Annotated in this window: 16 protein-coding genes; 6 read left to right on the forward strand and 10 right to left on the reverse strand. The window is 73.7% G+C overall.

What is annotated here, in order from left to right:
- Positions 1 to 91 precede the first annotated feature (91 nt).
- A complete protein-coding gene (locus tag AB0J46_RS38200; protein ID WP_364339321.1) occupies positions 92 to 1,270 on the reverse strand; it encodes an Ig-like domain-containing protein in 1,179 nt (392 codons plus the stop codon).
- A gap of 224 nt (positions 1,271 to 1,494) precedes the next feature.
- Between AB0J46_RS38200 and AB0J46_RS38205 the strand changes: the two genes are divergently transcribed.
- Positions 1,495 to 2,388 (forward strand): polysaccharide deacetylase family protein, encoded by an 894-nt coding sequence (locus AB0J46_RS38205; protein ID WP_364339323.1) that lies wholly within the window; start codon positions 1,495 to 1,497, stop codon positions 2,386 to 2,388.
- Here the strand turns inward: AB0J46_RS38205 and AB0J46_RS38210 are convergent.
- Positions 2,298 to 2,963: a hypothetical protein gene (locus tag AB0J46_RS38210; protein WP_364339326.1), complete on the reverse strand. Its 666-nt coding sequence runs from the start codon at positions 2,961 to 2,963 to the stop codon at positions 2,298 to 2,300. The genes AB0J46_RS38205 and AB0J46_RS38210 overlap by 91 nt on opposite strands.
- Positions 2,964 to 3,440: 477 nt before the next feature.
- Here AB0J46_RS38210 and AB0J46_RS38215 point away from each other — a divergent pair, with 477 nt between their 5' ends.
- From AB0J46_RS38215 to AB0J46_RS38225, 3 genes are read left to right on the forward strand one after another with little or no spacing between them, the layout of a single operon-like run.
- Positions 3,441 to 4,919 carry an aldehyde dehydrogenase gene (locus tag AB0J46_RS38215; RefSeq protein ID WP_364339328.1) on the forward strand — a complete coding sequence of 493 codons (1,479 nt, stop codon included), beginning with the start codon at positions 3,441 to 3,443 and terminating at the stop codon, positions 4,917 to 4,919.
- Complete coding sequence (locus tag AB0J46_RS38220) at positions 4,916 to 5,650, forward strand: gamma-glutamyl-gamma-aminobutyrate hydrolase family protein (RefSeq protein WP_364339330.1); 735 nt, start codon at positions 4,916 to 4,918, stop codon at positions 5,648 to 5,650. The genes AB0J46_RS38215 and AB0J46_RS38220 overlap by 4 nt, the downstream gene beginning before the upstream one ends.
- Positions 5,628 to 6,080 carry a GNAT family N-acetyltransferase gene (locus tag AB0J46_RS38225; RefSeq protein WP_364339332.1) on the forward strand — a complete coding sequence of 151 codons (453 nt, stop codon included), beginning with the start codon at positions 5,628 to 5,630 and terminating at the stop codon, positions 6,078 to 6,080. Before AB0J46_RS38220 ends, AB0J46_RS38225 begins: the two co-directional genes overlap by 23 nt.
- A 3-nt stretch (positions 6,081 to 6,083) precedes the next feature.
- Here AB0J46_RS38225 and AB0J46_RS38230 read toward each other — a convergent pair whose 3' ends face one another.
- Genes AB0J46_RS38230 through AB0J46_RS38245 form a run of 4 tightly spaced genes read right to left on the reverse strand, consistent with a single transcriptional unit; the run spans position 6,084 to position 10,118 of the window.
- Positions 6,084 to 6,932, reverse strand: a complete 849-nt coding sequence (locus AB0J46_RS38230; RefSeq protein WP_364339334.1) for a fumarylacetoacetate hydrolase family protein — start codon at positions 6,930 to 6,932, stop codon at positions 6,084 to 6,086.
- On the reverse strand, positions 6,925 to 7,833 hold the full coding sequence (locus tag AB0J46_RS38235) for a 3,4-dihydroxyphenylacetate 2,3-dioxygenase (protein WP_364339337.1): 909 nt from the start codon (positions 7,831 to 7,833) through the stop codon (positions 6,925 to 6,927). Before AB0J46_RS38235 ends, AB0J46_RS38230 begins: the two co-directional genes overlap by 8 nt.
- A complete protein-coding gene (locus AB0J46_RS38240) occupies positions 7,826 to 9,286 on the reverse strand; it encodes an aldehyde dehydrogenase (protein ID WP_364339339.1) in 1,461 nt (486 codons plus the stop codon). Before AB0J46_RS38240 ends, AB0J46_RS38235 begins: the two co-directional genes overlap by 8 nt.
- Before the next feature lie 25 nt (positions 9,287 to 9,311).
- Positions 9,312 to 10,118: an acetoacetate decarboxylase family protein gene (locus AB0J46_RS38245; RefSeq protein WP_364339341.1), complete on the reverse strand. Its 807-nt coding sequence runs from the start codon at positions 10,116 to 10,118 to the stop codon at positions 9,312 to 9,314.
- A 127-nt stretch (positions 10,119 to 10,245) separates the two neighbouring features.
- Here AB0J46_RS38245 and AB0J46_RS38250 point away from each other — a divergent pair, with 127 nt between their 5' ends.
- Complete coding sequence (locus tag AB0J46_RS38250) at positions 10,246 to 11,571, forward strand: glutamine synthetase family protein (protein WP_364339343.1); 1,326 nt, start codon at positions 10,246 to 10,248, stop codon at positions 11,569 to 11,571.
- Positions 11,572 to 11,575: 4 nt separating this feature from the next.
- On the opposite strand, the gene AB0J46_RS38255 is transcribed toward AB0J46_RS38250, so the two are convergent.
- Genes AB0J46_RS38255 through AB0J46_RS38265 form a run of 3 tightly spaced genes read right to left on the reverse strand, consistent with a single transcriptional unit; the run spans position 11,576 to position 15,904 of the window.
- Positions 11,576 to 13,840, reverse strand: coding sequence for an arylsulfatase (locus tag AB0J46_RS38255; RefSeq protein ID WP_364339344.1), 2,265 nt, complete (start codon positions 13,838 to 13,840; stop codon positions 11,576 to 11,578).
- Complete coding sequence (locus AB0J46_RS38260; protein WP_364339346.1) at positions 13,837 to 14,790, reverse strand: aldo/keto reductase; 954 nt, start codon at positions 14,788 to 14,790, stop codon at positions 13,837 to 13,839. Before AB0J46_RS38260 ends, AB0J46_RS38255 begins: the two co-directional genes overlap by 4 nt.
- 10 nt (positions 14,791 to 14,800) lie before the next feature.
- Positions 14,801 to 15,904: a zinc-binding dehydrogenase gene (locus tag AB0J46_RS38265; RefSeq protein WP_364339348.1), complete on the reverse strand. Its 1,104-nt coding sequence runs from the start codon at positions 15,902 to 15,904 to the stop codon at positions 14,801 to 14,803.
- Between the two features lie 83 nt (positions 15,905 to 15,987).
- On the opposite strand from AB0J46_RS38265, the gene AB0J46_RS38270 reads away from it, so the two are divergent.
- A complete protein-coding gene (locus AB0J46_RS38270) occupies positions 15,988 to 17,349 on the forward strand; it encodes an amidohydrolase family protein (RefSeq protein WP_364339350.1) in 1,362 nt (453 codons plus the stop codon).
- A 61-nt stretch (positions 17,350 to 17,410) separates the two neighbouring features.
- Here AB0J46_RS38270 and AB0J46_RS38275 read toward each other — a convergent pair whose 3' ends face one another.
- Positions 17,411 to 18,157 (reverse strand): SDR family NAD(P)-dependent oxidoreductase, encoded by a 747-nt coding sequence (locus AB0J46_RS38275; RefSeq protein WP_364339352.1) that lies wholly within the window; start codon positions 18,155 to 18,157, stop codon positions 17,411 to 17,413.
- Positions 18,158 to 18,178 lie beyond the last annotated feature (21 nt).

Genomic DNA, 18,178 nt, shown 5'->3' on the forward strand with positions numbered 1-18,178 from the left:
AACGCCCGAGCCCAGCCCAAGACGAACTTCGCCGCCAGTTCGCCGATCAGAAGCTGGACCAGTTACCCGGCCAAGGTTGCGTGACGGCCCACTAGCCGGTCACGGGTTTGCCCGTGGCGCTGCCGGCAAGCCATTCCGTCCACGACTTGGCCCACGGGGTCGGGCCGTTGCCGAATCGCAGCTTGCGCGAGGTGCCCTTGACCTGGATGACGTCGCCGCGCTGGGTGAAGTCGTAGAACCAGCGGGCGTCGGCGGGGCTGGCGTTGACGCAGCCGTGGCTGACGTTGGAGTTGCCCTGCGCGCCCGTCGACCAGGGCGCGGCGTGGAAGAAGGTGCCGCTGTAGGTCATCCGGACGTTCCACTTGGTCTTGATCCGGTACTCGCCCGGCTCCCCGATGGTGGCCGAGTCCATGACGGTCTCCGCGGCCTTCTCCTGGGCGATCATGGTGCCGGAATAGCTGTCGTCGCCGGGTTTTCCCAGGCTGACGGGGATCGTCCGGACGACCTTGCCGTCCGCGGTGACGACGGCCCGGTGGCGGTCGGCGTCCACCTTGGTGACGTGCCGGGGGCCGACGGTGAAGGACAGGCTGCGGTCCCTGGTCCCCCACAGGTCCTCGCCCGCGCGCAGCCCGGCCAGGTGGGCGACGACCTTGACCTTCTCCCCCACCGGCCAGTACTCGCGCGGACGGAACTGCACCTCGCGGTCGCTCACCCAGCTCCACGCGCCCTCGACCGGCTCGGACATCTCCACCACCAGCGAGCGCTCGACCGCCGCGCGGACCTGCCTGGAGGTGACCGGGTGGGACAGCAGGAGCTGGACCGGCATCCCGACGCCGACCTTCTCGCCGTCCAGCGGCGACATGCCGCTCTGCAGGGCCCGCCTGGGCTTGAGCGTGGTGAAGGACGACCGGCCGGTGACGGCCTTGCCGTCGGTGCCGGTGGCCTGCGCGCTCACCGTGTACGACGTCGCCGGGCGCAGCGGCCACCGTGGCCGCCAGGTGCCGTCGGCCGCCGTCGAGCCGGTCACCTGGCGTCCCTTGGCGTCGGCGACGGTCACCTTGGTGACCTTGCCGCCGGTGACCCGCACGCTGATCCCGGTGTCGGGGGCGACCTTCTTGGTGCCGTCCGCCGGGGTGATCGCGAGCTTGGCCACCGGGCCCTCGGCCTGCCGCGGGCCGCCCGGCGGCTGGGCGCCGCCGCCGCCGGAGGCGCATCCGGCGAGCAGGAGCCCCGCGAGGGCGAGCGTCGTACTGGTCCGGCCGTTCCGCATCCTCGATGCCTCCCGTGCCTGACAAGGCGTCAACTTCTTCATTGAACGGTCTGTGCTGTCACGTGCGGACACTTCTGCCCAATGAGCATGGGAGAAACCTTCATCCGCCGATGACCACTCCTGCGAACCTTGCGGGCCGATCTGGTGTCCAACTCTCTGGAACGGTCCTTCTGGGCCGGTCTCAGGGGATGACGCACCGGGGGCGGTGCATGAGGGGGAACGTCATGAACGGCGGCATGAAGCGGTACCTGTCCGGTATCGGGATGACCGCGGCGACACTGGCCGTCACGACCGCGCTCACGGGGGCCACCCCCGCCAGCCCCACGCCCTCCCCCACCCACCCGGCGCCATCGGCCTCCCCCGCGCCGAAGCCCGGCCACAAGGCGGACCACGAACAGGACCACAAGCCCGGCCACAGGCCGGACCGGACCGGGCCGTCCGCCGAGCCCACCGAGCCCACGGGGCCCGCCAAACCCGCCGAGCCCGCTGAGGCGGACAAGCCCGACTGCCGCAAGGTCAAGTGCGTGGCGCTCACCTTCGACGACGGCCCGGGCCCCTACACCGAGACGCTGCTGCGCCACCTGGCGAAGTACCGGGCCCACGCCACGTTCTTCGTCGTCGGACAGAACGTCGGCGTCCACCCCGACGTGGTGCGGCGCACGGTCGAGGCGGGGCACGAGCTGGGCAACCACACCTGGTCCCACCCCGACCTGACCCGGCTGTCGCCCGCCGCGATCAGGTCCCAGCTCACCCGCACCGACCAGGCCGTGAAGTCCGCCGCGGGCGTCGTGCCCGGCCTGGTGCGGCCCCCGTACGGCGCGACGGACGGCGACGTGCGGCGGCTGGCGCACCGGCCGCTGGTCCTGTGGAGCGTGGACACCCTCGACTGGCGCTACCGCGACAGCGCCAGGGTGGCCCGCGTCTCGCTCAAGCGGGTCCGCCCCGGCAGCGTCATCCTGTTCCACGACATCCACCCGACCACGGTCAAGGCCATCCCGCGGGTGCTGAAGGGCCTGTCCGCCCGCGGCTACCGGTTCGTCACGGTCAGCGAGCTGTTCGGCGGCCGGCCGCCGAAGGTCGTCCACAACGCCCGCCGGCTCTCCGGCGGCCCCAGGTAGCTAGGCAGGCGCCCGCCGGTGTCCACCACGAGCCGCTGCAGGACGACGGTCGGGTCCACCATCCAGAACTTCAGCACGTGCCTGCCCGGAGCCGTGACCGTGTGCACGGTCGTGCTCTCGTTGACGTTGTCGGACGTGTTGCGCTCCCACTGGCGGTTCATGGTCGTGTCGTTCGCGCCGGTCACGGCCGTGACGTTCACCGTCCGGGGCGGCTGGTCGTCGATGGAGACGGCGTAGCTGAGCCCGTCCGACGGCAAGACGTTGTTGCGCGGCGACAGCAGCGCCGAGACCTTGACCTCACCGGCCGTGAACAGCGTCATCGTGTACTCCAGCCGCGGACCGTCCCCGCCGGGGGTGACCCGCGGGGCGGTCACCGGGAGCGGGGTCACGCCGTCGGAGCTGCGGCCGAGGTCGGGGATGGTCCGCCAGGCGCCGACGGCCCGGTCGTGGTGCGCGGCGTCGACGGTGACCTGCCCGCCCGCCTCGACGAAGCCCTTGACCGGGCCCGCCGTCGGCCCGCTTGCCCACCGCGGGGACGGTGGCGTCGCCGGCGTAGAAGTACCAGGCGTAGCCACGGCGCTCGTCCTCGCACGGGCGGTAGTCGGCCCTGGTCTGCGTGCCGGTGTCCACGCAGACGGCGATGCGGGCGGACTCGTCCTGCGCCGCGGCGTCGGACCCGCCGTCGGGCTCGTCGTCGATGACCTCTTCGGTCTCCTCCGGCGCGGCCGGCGGACCGATGCCGGCGACGGTGCAGCCGGCGGCCAGGGCGGCGGCCGAGGCGGCGGTCAGGGCGGCGGCGAGCACGAGGCAGACGAGTCGTAACAAGGATCCTCCACGGACTCGGAGTGACGACCGGCCAACGAGCGGGCCACCGGGCCCGGTTCCCCGCACGCGGCGGCAGGCCATTGACGGCCAATCGTTTGGGACCGTACATTTTCGGAGCACCCGTCCGCGACAGAAGGGCCGACGATGCCGGTCAACGGCGACCTGCCGACGCTCGACCAGACGTTCGCCACCGAACAACAGTTGACCGACGACGAGCGGGGCACGTCGTGACCCACGAGGAATGGCTGAGCCGGGCCGCAGCGGTCACGCCCCCGTCCGCGCACCACATCGACGGCGCAGACGAGCCCGGCGGCGCGTCCTTCACGGTGCGCTCGCCGCGCGACGGCCGGGTGCTGGCCGAGGTGGCCGACGGCGGCGAGGCGGAGGTCGGGCTCGCGGTGTCGGCGGCGCGGCGGGCGTTCGACTCCGGGCCGTGGCCGCGGATGGCGCCCGCCGAGCGCGGGCGGGCCCTGGTGCGGCTGGCGTCCCTGATCGAGGAGCGGCGCGAGCACCTGGCGCTGCTCGTCAGCCTGGAGATGGGCAAGCCGATCACCGACGCGCACGACATCGAGCTGCGCGCCGCGATCACCACCTTCCGCTGGTACGGCGAGCTGGCCGGCAAACTGGCCGACGAGGCCCCGCACGTGCCCGCCGACGCCCTCGCCCTGGTCACCCGCGAGCCCGCCGGGGTCGTCGGCGCGGTCGTGCCGTGGAACTTCCCGCTCACGCTGGCCTCGTGGAAGGTGGCCCCCGCCCTGGCCGCGGGGTGCACGGTCGTGCTGAAGCCGTCGGAGCTGTCGCCGCTGTCGGCCCTGGAGCTGGGACGGCTGGCCACCGAGGCGGGGCTGCCGCCGGGCGTGCTCAACGTGGTCTCCGGCGACGGCCCCACCGCCGGGCGGGCGCTCGGCCTGCACCCCGGCGTGGACGTGCTGGCCTTCACCGGCTCCACCGCCGTCGGACGGCACTTCCTGCGTTACTCGGCCGACTCCAACCTCAAGCGCGTGTGGCTGGAGCTGGGCGGCAAGTCGCCCAACATCGTCCTTCCCGACGCCCCCGACCTGGCGGCCGCCGCGGCCACCGCCGCCTGGGGCATCTTCTTCAACCAGGGCGAGATGTGCACCGCGCCGTCCCGCCTGCTGGTTCACCGGTCGGTCGCCGATCAGGTGACGGAGGCCGTGGTCGCCCGCGCCCGCGCGCTGCGCGTCGGCGACCCGCTCGACCCGGCCACGGAGATGGGCGCCCTGGTCGGCGAGGCCCACCTGGAACGGGTGCGCGGCCACGTCGAGGCCGGTCTCGCCGAGGGCGCGCGGCTGCGTACGGGCGGCGGCCGGATCCTGGCCGGCACCGGCGGCGCCTACCTCGAACCCACCGTCTTCGACCGGGTGGACCCGGGCTCCCGGCTGGCCAGGGAGGAGATCTTCGGCCCGGTGCTGTCCGTGCTGGCCTTCGACGACGTCGATGGGGCCGTCCGCCTGGCCAACGACACCGAGTACGGCCTCGCGGCCGGCCTGTGGACCTCCGACCTGGGCACCGCGCACCGCGTCGCCCGCGCGCTGAGGGCGGGCACCGTCTGGGTCAACTGCTACGAGGAGGGCGACCTGACCGTGCCCTTCGGCGGCATGCGGCAGTCGGGCAACGGCCGCGACAAGTCGGCGCACGCGCTGGAGAAGTACACCGAGCTCAAGACCACCTGGATCCAGCTGTGAGACCCCTGATCGCCATCCCCGCCCGCTTCTCCGCCACCGCCTCGGCCCTGCGCCACGCCGCCGAGGTGAGCGCCCGCGCCCTGGTGGAGGCCGTGTGGCGGGCGGGCGGCGAACCGGCCACGATCCACCCGGCGGCCACCGACGGCGCGGACGGCGTGGCGGCCCGGATGGCCAGGTTCGACGGCCTGCTCCTGCCCGGCGGCGGCGACGTGGCCCCCCACCGCTACGGCGCCCCCGACACCCACCAGGACGTCTACGACGTGGACGACGACCAGGACGCCTTCGACCTGGCCCTGGCCCGCCACGCCCTGGCCGCCGGGCTGCCCACGCTGGCGATCTGCCGCGGCCTCCAGGTCGTCAACGTGGCCCTCGGCGGCACGCTGGAGCAGGACATGGGCGGCCCCGAGGGCGGCCACCGGCACGTCGTGCACCCGGTGTCGCTGCTCCCCGGCACCCTGCTGGAACGCGTGGCCGGGACGGCGAAGGTGGAGGCGTCCTGCTTCCACCACCAGCGGGTCGAGCGGCTCGGCGACGGGCTGTCCCCCGCCGCGCACGCCGCCGACGGCACGGTGGAGGCCCTTGAGCTCGACGGCGCGCCCGGCTGGTTCGCCGCCGTGCAGTGGCATCCCGAGGACACCGCCCATCGCGATCCGGCCCAGCAGGCCCTGTTCGACGCGCTCGTCCGCCAGGCGGGGCATCATGGCTGTCATGATCCGCGCCGCCGTCCCTGACGACCTGCCCGCACTCCACGACCTCGCCGTCGCCTTCTACGCCGAGGACGGCTTCACCACCCCGGCGCAGACGCTGAAGGCCAACCTCGCCAGGCTGATCGCCGCGCCCGGCGTCCGGGTCGCGGTGAGCGAGGGCGAGGGCGACGGCGAGGGCCGGCTGGTCGCGTTCGGCATCACCACGACCACGTTCGGGCTGGAGCAGGGGCTGTACGCCGAGCTGGAGGACCTGTTCGTCGCGCCGGAGGCGCGGCGGCGGGGCGAGGCGGAGCGGCTGATCGAGGACAGCCGCCGGTGGGCCGCCGCCCAGGGCTGTACGGCCCTGGAGATCGTGATCGCCCCGAACGGCGCCGACGTGAGCCACCTGTTCGCCTACTACGGCAAGCGCGGCTTCCGCGACGAGGGCCGCCGCATCCTCAGCCACCCCCTGTGAGCCTCACGACCGTCGCGGCGGGCGGATGCCGCGGAACTCCCAGTCGCCGCCGAGGGCGGTCGAGCGCACCTCCTCCGACTCCGTCGGCTGCGCGCCGACGTCGGAGCGGATCGGCACCGGCCCGGTCACGACGTGGTTGGTCAGCCGGCCGAGCCCTTCGGCCTCGACCTCGACCACGTCCCCCGGCCGGACGGGCCGCGAGCCGGCCGGGGTGCCCGACAGCAGCACGTCGCCGGGGAAGAGGGTGATCGTCCGGGCGATGTCGGCGACCAGGTAGTGCATGTCCCACGTCATCTCGTCGGTGTTGCCGTCCTGGACGACCTCGCCGTTGACGTACGTGCGCAGGCGTTTGCCGCGGAAGTCCCAGCCGGTCACCAGGCCGGGGCCGAGCGGGCAGAGCGTGTCGGAGCCCTTGACGCGCAGCATCGAGCCGGCGTCGGTGTCGCGGAAGTCGTGCAGCCCGAAGTCGTTGGCCACGGTGTAGCCCGCGATGTGCGCGCCGGCCTCGGAGGGGGCGATGTTGCGGCAGGTCCGGCCGATGACGATGGCGATCTCGCCCTCGTAGTTGAGCCACTTGCAGCCCTTGGGCCGCACGACCGCGCCCCGGTGGGAGTTGAGCGAGGAGGTGGGCTTGTGGAAGTAGGTCGGCGCGTCCGGCAGCCGGGTCCGGAACTCCTCGACCCGGCTGCGGTGGTTCAGGTGCACCGCGATGATCTTCGTGGGGACGACCGGCGGCAGGTGCGCGGCCTCGTCGGCGCTGATCCGGCGGCCGTCCGCGGCGACGAGCTCGTCCCCGTCGCGGACGGTCTCGGTGACGGCGCCGTCCAGCAGGACGCGGCGGTACTCAGGCATGGGCGTTCTCCTGTCGGGGTGCGGTCCAGCCGCCGGACGGGCGGTCGAACCAGAGCAGGGCCTGGCCGGTGCCGACGGAGTTCTCGTACTCGCCGTACTGGCGGGCGGGGGCCGTGCAGCGCTCCTCGCCGAGGGCGCCGGCCAGCATGACGTAGTGGTGGAAGCGGGCCTCGGGCTTGTGCGTCCGGAACTCCGGCATCGTGCGCAGGACCTCGTCGTGCCGGCCCTGGCGGAACCATTCGATGCGCCGCAGGTCGGCGGCGCGGGCCTCTGGGGTGAAGACGTGCCGCGGGTCGCTGGACTCGTGGTCGCGCAGCTCGCGCAGCGGCCAGAACGTGTGCGACAGCGCGCCGGAGGCGATCACCAGCACCCGGCGGTCGGTGGCCGCGACGCCGTCGGCCAGCGCGCGGCCGAGCCGCAGGTGGTCCTCCATGTCGCCGGTCTGGCAGACGCCGATGCTCACCCAGCGTTTGCCGGGCAGGCCCTCGCCGAGGTACTTCCACAGGTTGGTGGTGGCGTAGTAGATCGGCAGGTACTCGTCGTCGATGGGGGTGATCCAGGTGCCGTGCCGGCCCGCGAAGGAGGCCACGTTGCGGGCCAGCTCGGGGTCGCCGGGGAAGTCGTACGGCATCCGGCACATGCCGCGCGGCAGCTCCTCGGAGGTGTACAGCCCGGCCCGGCGCGCCTGGGCGGTGACCACGAACTCGACCGTGGTGGCCCAGTGGGAGTCCAGCACCACGACGGTGTCGTAGTCGTCGCGCTCGAAGACGTCCCGGCGCAGCTCGCGCAGGCCGGTGACGAGGGTGATCTCCTTGCCCTCGTTCAGCTCCAGCCGGGTGGGCTCGGGCAGCACGATGGTGGGGACGTGCGCCAGCAGGCCCGCACCGACGATCTCACCCATGGTCGTTCCAGCCCTTCGGCGCGGTGACGGTGTTCTTCAGGTCGCAGTAGAAGTCGAAGCTCCAGGTGCCGCCCTCGCGGCCGACGCCGGACTCGCGGGAGCCGCCGAAGGGCGCGCGCAGGTCGCGCACGAAGAAGCAGTTGACCCACACCGTGCCCGCCACCAGCCGTTCGGTGACCCGGCGGGCGCGCTCGCGGTCGCCGGTCGCGACGGTGGCGGCCAGGCCGAAGCGGGTGTCGTTGGCCAGCCGGACGGCCTCCTCCTCGGTCTCGAACGTCTGCAGCGTGAGCACCGGGCCGAAGACCTCCTCCTGGACGATCTCGCTGTCCTGGGCCACGTCGGTGAGCAGGGTGGGCCGGTAGTACAGGCCGTCGCCGCGCTCGCCGCCGATGACGGCGCGCGCCCCGGCCGCGAGGGCCCGCCGGACGAACCCGTCGATCTTCTCCACCTGGCGCGGGTGGATGTTGGGGCCGACGTCGGTGGCCTCGTCCCGCGGGTCGCCCTGGACCAGGGCCGCGGCCCGTTCGGTGAGACGCCGGACGAACTCCTCGGCGATCGGCGCCTCGACCAGCAGCCGGGTGGCGGCCAGGCAGACCTGCCCGGCGTTGTCGTACTGCTCGACGGCCAGGTCCACGGCGAGGTCGAGGTCGGCGTCGGCGAAGACCAGCAGCGGCGACTTGCCGCCCAGCTCCAGGCTGAGCGGGGTGAGGTTGGCGGCGGCCGAGCGGGCGATGCGCCGCGCGGTCGGCACCGAGCCGGTGAAGCTGACGCGGCGCACGCCGTGGTGCTCGACCAGGGCCTGCCCGGCCTCCTCGCCGAGCCCCTGGACGACGTTGAGCACACCGTCCGGCAGCCCGGCCGCGGCGGCGACGTCGGCCAGCAGGGAGGCGGTGAGCGGCGACCACTCGGCGGGCTTGAGCACCACCGTGTTCCCGGCGGCGAGCGCGGGGGCGATCTTCCAGGTGGCCAGCATGAGCGGCGCGTTCCACGGCGTGATCAGGGCGCAGGGTCCGGCCGGGTCCCAGGAGACGTGGTTAGCGTGGCCGCGGGTGTCGAAGTCGTCGTGGCCGAGGCCCTCCAGCCAGTCGGCGAAGAAGCGGAAGTTGTGCGCCACGCGGGGCATGACGCCGCGGCGGTGCGAGCGCAGCAGGGCGCCGTTGTCGCGGGTCTCGACGGCGGCCAGCTCCTCCAGCCGCTTCTCGACGCCGTCGGCGATGGCCCGCAGCACGGCGGCCCGGCCCGCGCGTGGGGTGGCGGCCCAGCCGGGGAAGGCGTCCTGGGCGGCGGTGACGGCGGCGTGCACCTCGTCGGGGCCGCCGCGGGCGATCTCGCCGAGCGCGGCGCCGTCGATGGGCGAGAGGTCGGTGAACGTGCGCGCGGAGGCGACGCGCCGGCCGCCGATCCAGTGGCGGGTGTCGACGGTGACCCCGGCGACGGTGATCTGTTCGGACATGTCGGGTGCTTCCAATCTCAAGGGGCTAGTGCGCGCCGGAGGTACCGGATTCCAGCAGCGTGCCGCCGTCCCACACCACGCCGACCTGGCGGAAGTAGGCGCCGATGGGCTCGCGGACGGCCAGCCGGGACAGCTCCTCGGTGGGGGCGTCGAACAGCTCCAGCTCGGCGTCGCCCGCCCACGCCTGGCCGGCCTCGAAGGCGGCGGCGCCGGACTCGACCAGCTCGTCGAGCGCCAGCCCGCCGCCCTTGCCAATGGCGGGCAACCAGCGGTGGTGGGCCATGGGGTGGCCGTTGACGAACCCGTTGTGCGGCGACGGCTCGCGCAGGGTCACCACGGCCTGGGCCAGACGGCGGTCGGCGGCGGCCAGCGTCGCGCCGAACCGGGCGCCCGCCTCGATGCGCGGCGCGGGGCCGTACGGGTGCGGCCTGGTCTGGTGGATCGACCCCAGCTTCTTCGGATAGCCCTGGTGCAGCCCCCTGGCGACGGCGAAGTCCTTGTCCACCCAGATGTAGACGCACCTGGAGTAGGTCCGCCCCCGGTAGGAGCACCGGACGACGGCGAACGCCTCCTTGTACTGCGAGCGCACCGGGTCCAGCAGCTCCTCGCCGGAGGCGGCGCAGGACTGCCAGTCGGCCCAGATGAGCGCGACCGCGCCCGGGTCCTCGGCGGCGAGCTCCAGCGGCTCGGGCAGCAGCTCACGCACCCGGTCGGGGTCGGTGCGGTACTCGATCGTGAGCAGGTCGCCGGAGTAGTGCCACGGCGGCTCCGGGACGAGGGACGAGCGGCCCGTGGCCGTCTTGGGGTGGAAGTAGCCGCGGACGCCGGCCAAGGTGGTCCTCCTGAAACTCGTTTGGTTCCAAATAAAATATGAACATCGAGGCCGATCGGTCAACAGCTCTTGCGGCGGTCAATACGGGCCCGTTACGTTTGGCGTCAAACGACCCTAGGAGAGACCGGTGCAGCAGCACATCGACCGCCTGACCGAGCGGGGCGTCGACGTGGTCCGCGTGACCTACCCCGACCTGACCGGGACCGACCGCGCCCGCGACGTCCTGCTGGAGGCGCTGCCCGACGCCCTCGGTCACGGCCTCGCCTTCTGCCGCGCCGTCTACCACTCCACCCCGCGCGGCGGCACCGCCGACATCAGCGGCGGCCTGGACGCGGGGCTGCCCGACATCGCCGTCATTCCCGATCTGGCCACGCTCGCGCCGCTGCCGTGGGAGCCCGGCGTGGCCTGGTGCCACGGCGACGTCGTCGACCCGGCCACCGGCGCACCGGCCCCCGAGTCGCCCCGCGACCTGCTGCGCGCCGTGCTGGCCCGGTGCGCCGAGCAGGGCCTGCGCCCGGTCGTCGGGCCCGAGCTGGAGTACTTCCTGTGCGACCCGGCCCCCGCGGGCGGCTGGCAGCGCTACGCCGAGGCCACCGGCAACGTCTACACCGCCGGCCGCCGCGGCGACCCCGACGGCCACCTCACCCGCACGCTGCGGCACCTGCGCGACCTCGGCCTCGGCGTGACGGCGGGCAACCACGAGTTCAGCAGCGGCCAGTTCGAGATCAACCTGCGGCACTCCGAGGCGCTCGACGCGGCCGACCGGGCCTTCTGGTTCAAGGCCGCGGTCAAGGAGCTGGCGCGGGTGGAGGGCAGGCTGGCGACGTTCATGGCCAAGCCGTTCAACGACGAGGGCGGGTCGGGGTTCCACCTGCACCTGTCGTGCCTGGGCGAGGACGGCGGCAACGCCTTCGACGACCCGGCCGCGCCGTACGGGCTGTCGGCCACCGCGCGGCACGCGATCGCGGGCGTGCTGGCCCACGCCCCCGCGCTGGCGGCGCTGGCCAACCCGACGGTCAACTCCTACAAGCGGTTCGGCCCCGACACGCTGGCCCCCTGGCTCGTCGACTGGGGGCTCGACAACCGCAGCGCGATGCTCCGCGTCCCGCCGGAGCGCGGCGCGGGCGCCCGCTTCGAGCTGCGGCTCGGTGACGCCAGCGCCAACCCGTACCTGCTGGTCGCCGGGACCGCGGCCGCCGCGCTGCTGGGGGTGCGGGCGGCCGAGGAGCCGCCCGCGCCGCTCGTCGGGTACGGCTACGACGCCTCCAAGGCCCCCGTGCTGCCGATGACCCTGCCCGAGGCCCTGGACGCCCTGGAGGCCGACGGCGAGCTCACCGAGCTGCTCGGCAAGGACTTCACCGCCGCCTTCCTGGCCTACAAGCGCGACGAGGTCGCCCGCTTCCAGCGGCACGTCACCGACTGGGAGTTCGGCGAGTACGCCTACCACCTGTGACCCGTCATTCGATCGCGCGCTGCGCCAGGTCCTCGGCCAGCGCGATGATCTCCGGGTTGTAGGGCGCCTTCTCCCCCGGGACGTACCGCACCCGGTCCAGGCCGCGCCGGTGGCGGAACACGCCCCGGCGCTCGTGCAGCTCCCAGTCCACCGGGCCGCCGTAGTCGAAGCCGACGCTGATGCCGGTGAAGGGGGCCATGCCGAGCAGCTGCGGGACCCCCTCGACGGCCAGCACCGGCTTGTCGTCCACCAGCACCTCGATGTCCCAGCGCACCTCCGGCAGCGCCGTGAAGCGGGCCGTGACGGTCACCGGCCCCTGCGCCGGGATCGGGCCGGCCGCCCGCACCGGCACGCCGTAGGCGTTGTACGTCAGCCGCAGCTCGCCGTCCTCGACGTACAGGACGTAGCCGCCGCCCTGGTCGCCGTGGGCCACGATCACGCCCTCGTCGTCCGGCCGCCGCTCCAGCCACGCCTCGATCGTGAACGACCGCATGGAGGTGAGCCTGCTCGACCGGAACCGCTCCAGCACCGGGGTGCCCGGGTGGATCGTGACCGGCTCCGACAGGGCCAGCTCGGCCGGCGGCCGGGTGTCGAGCATGTCCGGCGTGTCGGCCAGCGGGAAGACCGTGTTGAGCCAGGCCGCCGCCCGCCACTTCGCGGCCAGGTCGGCCACCCGTTCCGGCTGCTCGGCGGCCAGGTCGGTGGTCTCGGCCGGGTCGCGGGCGATGTCGTACAGCTCCCAGCCGTCGTCGGTGAACGGCGTGCCGGGCAGGTGCGGGGCGATGAGCTTGTAGTTGTCCTCGAAGTAGCCGCGCTGCCCGCCGCTCTCGACGTACTGCGAGCGGTGCCGGCTCGGCCGGTCGCGCTCGCGCAGGAAGTGGTCGAACGGCACGCCGTCCACGTCCTCGGGATGCTCCAGGCCGGCCAGCGTGAGAAGGGTGGGCGCGACGTCGGTGACGTAGGCGTACTGGTCGCGCACGCCCGGGTCGCCGGCCTGCCTGGGCAGCCCGGCCGGCCACGACAACACGAACGGCACGTGGATGCCGCCCGCGTAGGCGTGGCCCTTGTACAGGCGGAACGGGGTGTTGGAGACGTTCCCCCAGCCGCGCGGGTAGTGGCCGTGGACCTGGGGGCCGCCGACGAGGTCGAGGTCGCGCGGCACGTCGTGGCACCAGTCGTCGGGCAGGCCGGCCAGGTGCACGAAGCGGCTGAGGTAGCTGCGGGTGCCCTCAGGGCCGCCCTCGGCGGTCGCGCCGTTGTCGCTGGTGACGACGATGACGGTGTTGTCGTACTCGCCGATGCGCTTGAGGTGCTCGACCAGCCGGCCGAGGCTCTGGTCCACGGCGTCCACGGCGGCGGCGTAGACCTCCATGTGGCGGGCGTACAGCTCGGTGCGCTCCTCCCACGGCGCCAGGTCCGGGTCGGACGGCCGGGTGCCCTCGGGGAAGAGGCCGTCGCGGAGCTGGCGGGCGAAGCGTTCCTCGCGGATCCCGGCCCAGCCCGCGTCGTAGCGGCCGCGGTACTTGGCGACGTCGGCCGGCTTGGCCTGCACCGGGCCGTGCACGGCCTGGTGGGCGAAGTAGAGGAAGAACGGCTTGTCGGCGTCGTTGGCGCGCAGGCCGTTGATCATGCCGATGGCGCGGTCGGTGAGGGCGTCGGTCAGGTAGAAGTCGTCCGGGAAGCCCTCGTCGGGGATCGGGCCGTTGTCGCTGATCAAGCGGTGCGGGTGGAACAGGGACGTGAAGCCGTCCATGGAGCCGTAGTAGCGGTCGAAGCCGCGCTGGAGCGGCCAGGAGCTCTTGTCGGCGCCGTCGTGCAGCTTGGACTCGATGGTCAGGTGCCACTTGCCGACCATGAACGTCGCGTACCCGCCGGCCCGGAACGACTCGGCCAGCGTGGGCACCTCCTGCGGGATCTCCATCCGGTAGCCGGGATAGCCCGGGTCCACGTGGGCCACCATCGCGAACCCGGCCCGGTGCGGGTTGAGCCCGGTCATCAGGGCGGCCCTGGAGGGCGAGCAGAGCGGGGTGCTGTGGTAGTTGGTGAACCGGTAGCCCGACTCGGCCAGCGCCTGCACGTGCGGCGTGTCGATCTCCGAGCCGAACGGCGACAGGTCGCTGAACCCCAGGTCGTCCACCAGCACGACCACCACGTTGGGCGCCCCGGGACGCGCCCGCCGCGGCCGCGGCCACCAGGGCGTGGACTGCGAGGCCAGCTCGCGGGCCGTGCCGCCGAAACCCTCGTACCCCCTGCTCGGCGGCGTGCTCACGGGCCCTCCGGATCGACGGCGTCCCGGTCGGCCCACAGCGGCGCCACCAGCGCCCGCAGCTCCTCGGCGCCGACCCGTCCGACCAGGTCCACGGCCGCCAGGTTGTCGCGCAGCTGGTCCAGGCTGGTCGCGCCGAACAGGGTGGTGGTGTTGGCCGGGTGGGTGAGCGTGAAGGCCACGCACACCTGCGCCGGGGTGGCGTCCAGGTCGGCGGCGATCGCGGCCAGCTCGGCCGCCGAGGCCGCGATGCGCTCCCTGATGCCGCCGGGGTCGCGGCCGACCTGCCGGTCCACGCCCTTGCCCAGCAGCACGCCGCCCTCCAGCACGTCGGAGGACTGCAGCGTGACGCCCTGGGCGAAGATGCGGGCGAACGGCGCGCCGTCGGGGATCGAGCGGCGCGAGACGCTGTACTTCAGTTGCGCGATGGCCGGGCCCTCGACGCCCTCGCCGGCGGCGGCGTCGATGAGCGTCTGCACGTTCGACGCCGACCAGTTGTTGACGCCCCAGCTCCGGATCAGCCCCTCCTTCGCCAGGCCGGCCAGGTCGAGGACGAGCCGGTGCAGGTCCACGCCGTCGTGCCGCAGGTCGCCCAGCACCACGAGGTCGGCGTGGTCGGCGCCGGCCCGGAACAGGGCGTTGAGCAACTGGTCGCGCAGGCTGTGCTCCGGGTAGCCCTCCAGCCACAGCTTGGAGGAGAGCAGGTAGTCCTCGCGGCGCAGGCCGGCCGCGCGCACCAGGGCCGAGAAGATCACGTCGGTGAACACGGGCGGCATGCCGGGAAAGCCGTAGACGCCGACGTCGAACAGGTCGATGCCGTGGTCCACGGCCTCGCGGATCATGGCGACCGCGTCGTGGAAGTCCATGCGGTCGTAGGTGTGCCAGGAGCCGAGCGCGAGCACGCCCGTCTCCGGTCCGGTGCGGCCGATGCGGCGGCGCGGGATGGTCTGCACGGCAGGTCTCCTAGGGCAGGCGGGGGTCGACGACGGCCTTGATCTCACCGAGCCTGGACATCGACTCGACGCAGGCGGTGGCCCGCGCCAGGCCGACGGGCTCGCTGAACAGCTCGTCCCACGGCATGCGGGCGGCGAAGGTCCGGAAGAACTCGATCGAGCGGTGGTAGTCGGCGATGTCGCCGTTGAGCGAGCCGACGACGGTCAGCTCCTTGCCCATGACCGCGCCGAGCGGCACGGGCGCGAGCTCGAAGCCGGTGGAGCCGACGATCACCACGGTGCCGCGCTGGGCGGCCACCGCGACCGCCTCCTCGGCCACGGTGGGCGCTCCGGCCAGGTCGAACACGTAGTCCGCGCCGCGCTCCCCGGCCAGCTCCCTGATCCGGGCGACGCGCTCGTCCTTGCCGAGGTCGGTCGAGACGGTCGCGTCGGCGCCGAAGCGCCGGGCGGCGGCCAGCCGGTCGTCCGGGCCGCCGACGGTGATGACGGTGCCCGCGCCGGCGATCCTGGCGACGGCCGTGGCGAAGATGCCGAGCGCGCCCGCGCCCTGCACCACCACGGTCGAGCCGGTCCTGATGCCGCCGGCCCGGTCCACGGCGCGCAGCACGGTCTTGGCCGCGCAGCCCGACATCGAGGCCCAGGTGTCCTTGACGTCGGCGGGCAGCAGCAGCTTGGCCGCGCCCGGGGTCACGTAGCAGTACTCGACCAGGCCGCCCGTGGCGTACGGGGGGCGGTCGGCGCGCTGCGTGAAGCCGTAGCCGCGGTTGGCGCAGGCGACCGGCTGGCGCAGCACGGCGCAGCCGTAGCAGTGGCCGCAGGTGGACTCCGACCAGCCGATGCGGTCGCCCGCGCCGATCCGGCGGCCGAGGGCGTCGGTGGTGCCCGGCCCGGCCTCGACGACCTCGCCGACCATCTCGTGGCCGAGGATCATCGGCAGCATCCCGGGGAACGTCATCTGGCCGGCCCACAGGTGCACGTCGGTGCCGCACAGGGTGGTGCACGTGATGCGCACCAGGGCGGCGCCGGGCTCGACGGCGTCGGGCAGCGGTACGTCCTGAAGGCTGAGGGGCTTGCCGTGCTCGGTGAGGACGGCGGCGGCGGTTCTCGTAGGCATGGTCACCTTCGTGGCTTTCGACCGTTAAGTGTGGTTAATCTACACTCGTTGACAAACAATTACAGCCCCTCAGGAGGAACCCGGTGTCAGCGGACGAGTACGCGGACCTCGTGGCGGTCGGCGGCAACGTGCTCACCTTCGACGCCCGCGACGGGCGGGCGAGCGGCCTGGCGGCGCGCGCCGGCCGCCTGGTGGCGGTCGGCACGGACGAGGAGGCCCTGGCGCACGCCGGCCCCGGCACCCGGGTGCTCTCCCTGGCCGGCCGGACGGTCCTGCCCGGCATCAACGACTCGCACCTGCACGCCGCCTGGCTGGGAGCGGTCTGGCCGGACACGCTGATCAGCGAGAACGGCCTGTCCGCCCACCAGGGCCGGCTGCTGGCCGACGAGGAGTCCAGGCGGGCCGCCATCCTGCGCGCCGGGCGGATCTGCGCCTCGCTCGGCATCACCAGCTACACCGAGCCCGGCCTCGGCCCCGGCGAGGACGACGGCGAGACCGGCTGCTTCTCGCAGGCCGTCCTGGACACCTACGCGACGCTGGCGAAGGAGGGCGAGCTGCGGGCACGGGTGACCGCGCTGCGGCTGTTCGGCACCCTCGACGGCCCCAGCACCCTGGAGGACGTCGCCGCCGGCCTCGACACGCCCCTCCCCCGCACCGACCCCGCCTGGCTCAACGTGACCGGGCTCAAGATCTTCGCCGACGGCATCCCGCCCATGGGCTCGGCCTGGACCTGCCACCGCTACACCTCGGGCGGCCACGGATCGCTGCTGGTGGCGGGGGCCGACGACGCCGCGCGCGAGCACAACCTGCGCACCATGATCCGGCTGGCGCACCGGGCGGGCCTCCAGGTCGGCGTGCACGCCACCGGCGACCGGTCCATCGACGCGTTCGTGGACACCGTGGCCGAGCTGGCGGGCGAGCGCGGGGCCGCGAGGCGGCACTACGTCATCCACGGCGACCTGGTGAACCCCGCCCAGATCGCCCGCATGGCGGGGCTCGGCATGGGCCTCACCACGCAGCCGGTAATCGCGGCGGCCACCGCCGACTGGGTGGCCGGCGCGCTCGGCCCGGAAGTCGCCGGGACGGCCTGGCCGCTGCAGGAGCTGCTGGACAGCGGGGTGACGTTCACCCTGAGCAGCGACGGGCCGGTGACCACGCCCGACTGGCGGGCGCAGGTGGCGGCGGCGTGCGGGCTGCTGGGCGAGCGGGCGCCGCGCCCCCGGCTGATGGCCCGCCTGCTGCGCTGCTACACCACGACGCCCGCCGTCCAGGACGGCGCGGAGGCGTGGAAGGGGTCGCTGGAGTGGGGCAAGGCCGCCGACTTCTGCGTGCTGGACCGCGACCCCCTGGAGGTCGCGCCGGCGGACCTGCCGCAGGTCGCGGTCGACGCCACCGTGACCGCGGGCCGGATCGTCCACCTGCGTGACGGGGTGTCCCTGGACTGAGACGGGTGTCCCTGGACCGACCGGCGGGGCCGGGTGGCGGCCCGGCCCCGCCGGTGGCCGGTCAGGCCAGGAGCTGGCCGCCGTCCACCTGGAGGCTGACGCCGGTGATGTGGCGGGCGCCGTCGGAGGCCAGGAAGAGCACGGCGGGGACGATGTCGGCCACCTGGGCGATCGAGCCCAGCGGGATCCGGGCCTCCCACGCCTTCCTGGCCGCGTCGTCGGTGGCGAACATGGCCGTCATCGGGGTGAGCACCGGCCCGGGGGCGACGCCGTTCACGCGGATGCCGTGGGGGGCCAGCTCGATGCCGGCCGAGCGGGTCAGGGCGTCGATGGCGGCCTTGGTGGCCTCGTAGTGGCCGAGGCCGGGCGTGGGCTGGCGGGCGCCGATGGAGGAGATGTTGACCATGCAGCCGCGCACTCCCCGCTCCACCATGTGCGCCCCGACGGCCCGGGTCATCAGGAACGTGCCGCGGAAGTTGACCCGGGCGCAGGCGTCGAAGACGTCCACGTCGAGCCCGATGAGGGGGCCGCCGCCCGCGGTGTGCCCGGCGTTGTTCACCAGCACGCCGATGTCGCCGTGCTCGGCGGCGACGGCCTCGACGGCGGACTCGACGGAGGCGGCGTCCCCGACGTCCACCTGGACGTGGTGGGCGCCGAGCTCGGCGGCGACCGTCCTGGCCCGCGCCTCGTCGAGGTCGGCGATGACGACCCGATCGCCCGCCGCGGCGAAGGCTTCGGCGACGCCGCGGCCGATGCCGCTCGCGCCGCCGGTGACGAGGACGGTCCTGGGAACGACAGGTTCGCTCATGTGGGGGTTCCTGTTCGGTGC

This window comes from Nonomuraea sp. NPDC049758, assembly GCF_040674635.1.
Classification (GTDB): Bacteria; Actinomycetota; Actinomycetes; order Streptosporangiales; family Streptosporangiaceae; genus Nonomuraea.

Excerpts from the sequence above, each read along its gene's own strand:
- AB0J46_RS38200 (WP_364339321.1), bottom strand. The coding sequence starts at position 1,270 with ATGCGGAACGGCCGGACCAGTACGACGCTCGCCCTCGCGGGGCTCCTG.
- AB0J46_RS38205 (WP_364339323.1), top strand. The coding sequence starts at position 1,495 with ATGAACGGCGGCATGAAGCGGTACCTGTCCGGTATCGGGATGACCGCG.
- AB0J46_RS38225 (WP_364339332.1), top strand. The coding sequence starts at position 5,628 with ATGATCCGCGCCGCCGTCCCTGACGACCTGCCCGCACTCCACGACCTC.
- AB0J46_RS38230 (WP_364339334.1), bottom strand. The coding sequence starts at position 6,932 with ATGCCTGAGTACCGCCGCGTCCTGCTGGACGGCGCCGTCACCGAGACC.
- AB0J46_RS38235 (WP_364339337.1), bottom strand. The coding sequence starts at position 7,833 with ATGGGTGAGATCGTCGGTGCGGGCCTGCTGGCGCACGTCCCCACCATC.
- AB0J46_RS38240 (WP_364339339.1), bottom strand. The coding sequence starts at position 9,286 with ATGTCCGAACAGATCACCGTCGCCGGGGTCACCGTCGACACCCGCCAC.
- AB0J46_RS38265 (WP_364339348.1), bottom strand. The coding sequence starts at position 15,904 with ATGCCTACGAGAACCGCCGCCGCCGTCCTCACCGAGCACGGCAAGCCC.
- AB0J46_RS38275 (WP_364339352.1), bottom strand. The coding sequence starts at position 18,157 with ATGAGCGAACCTGTCGTTCCCAGGACCGTCCTCGTCACCGGCGGCGCG.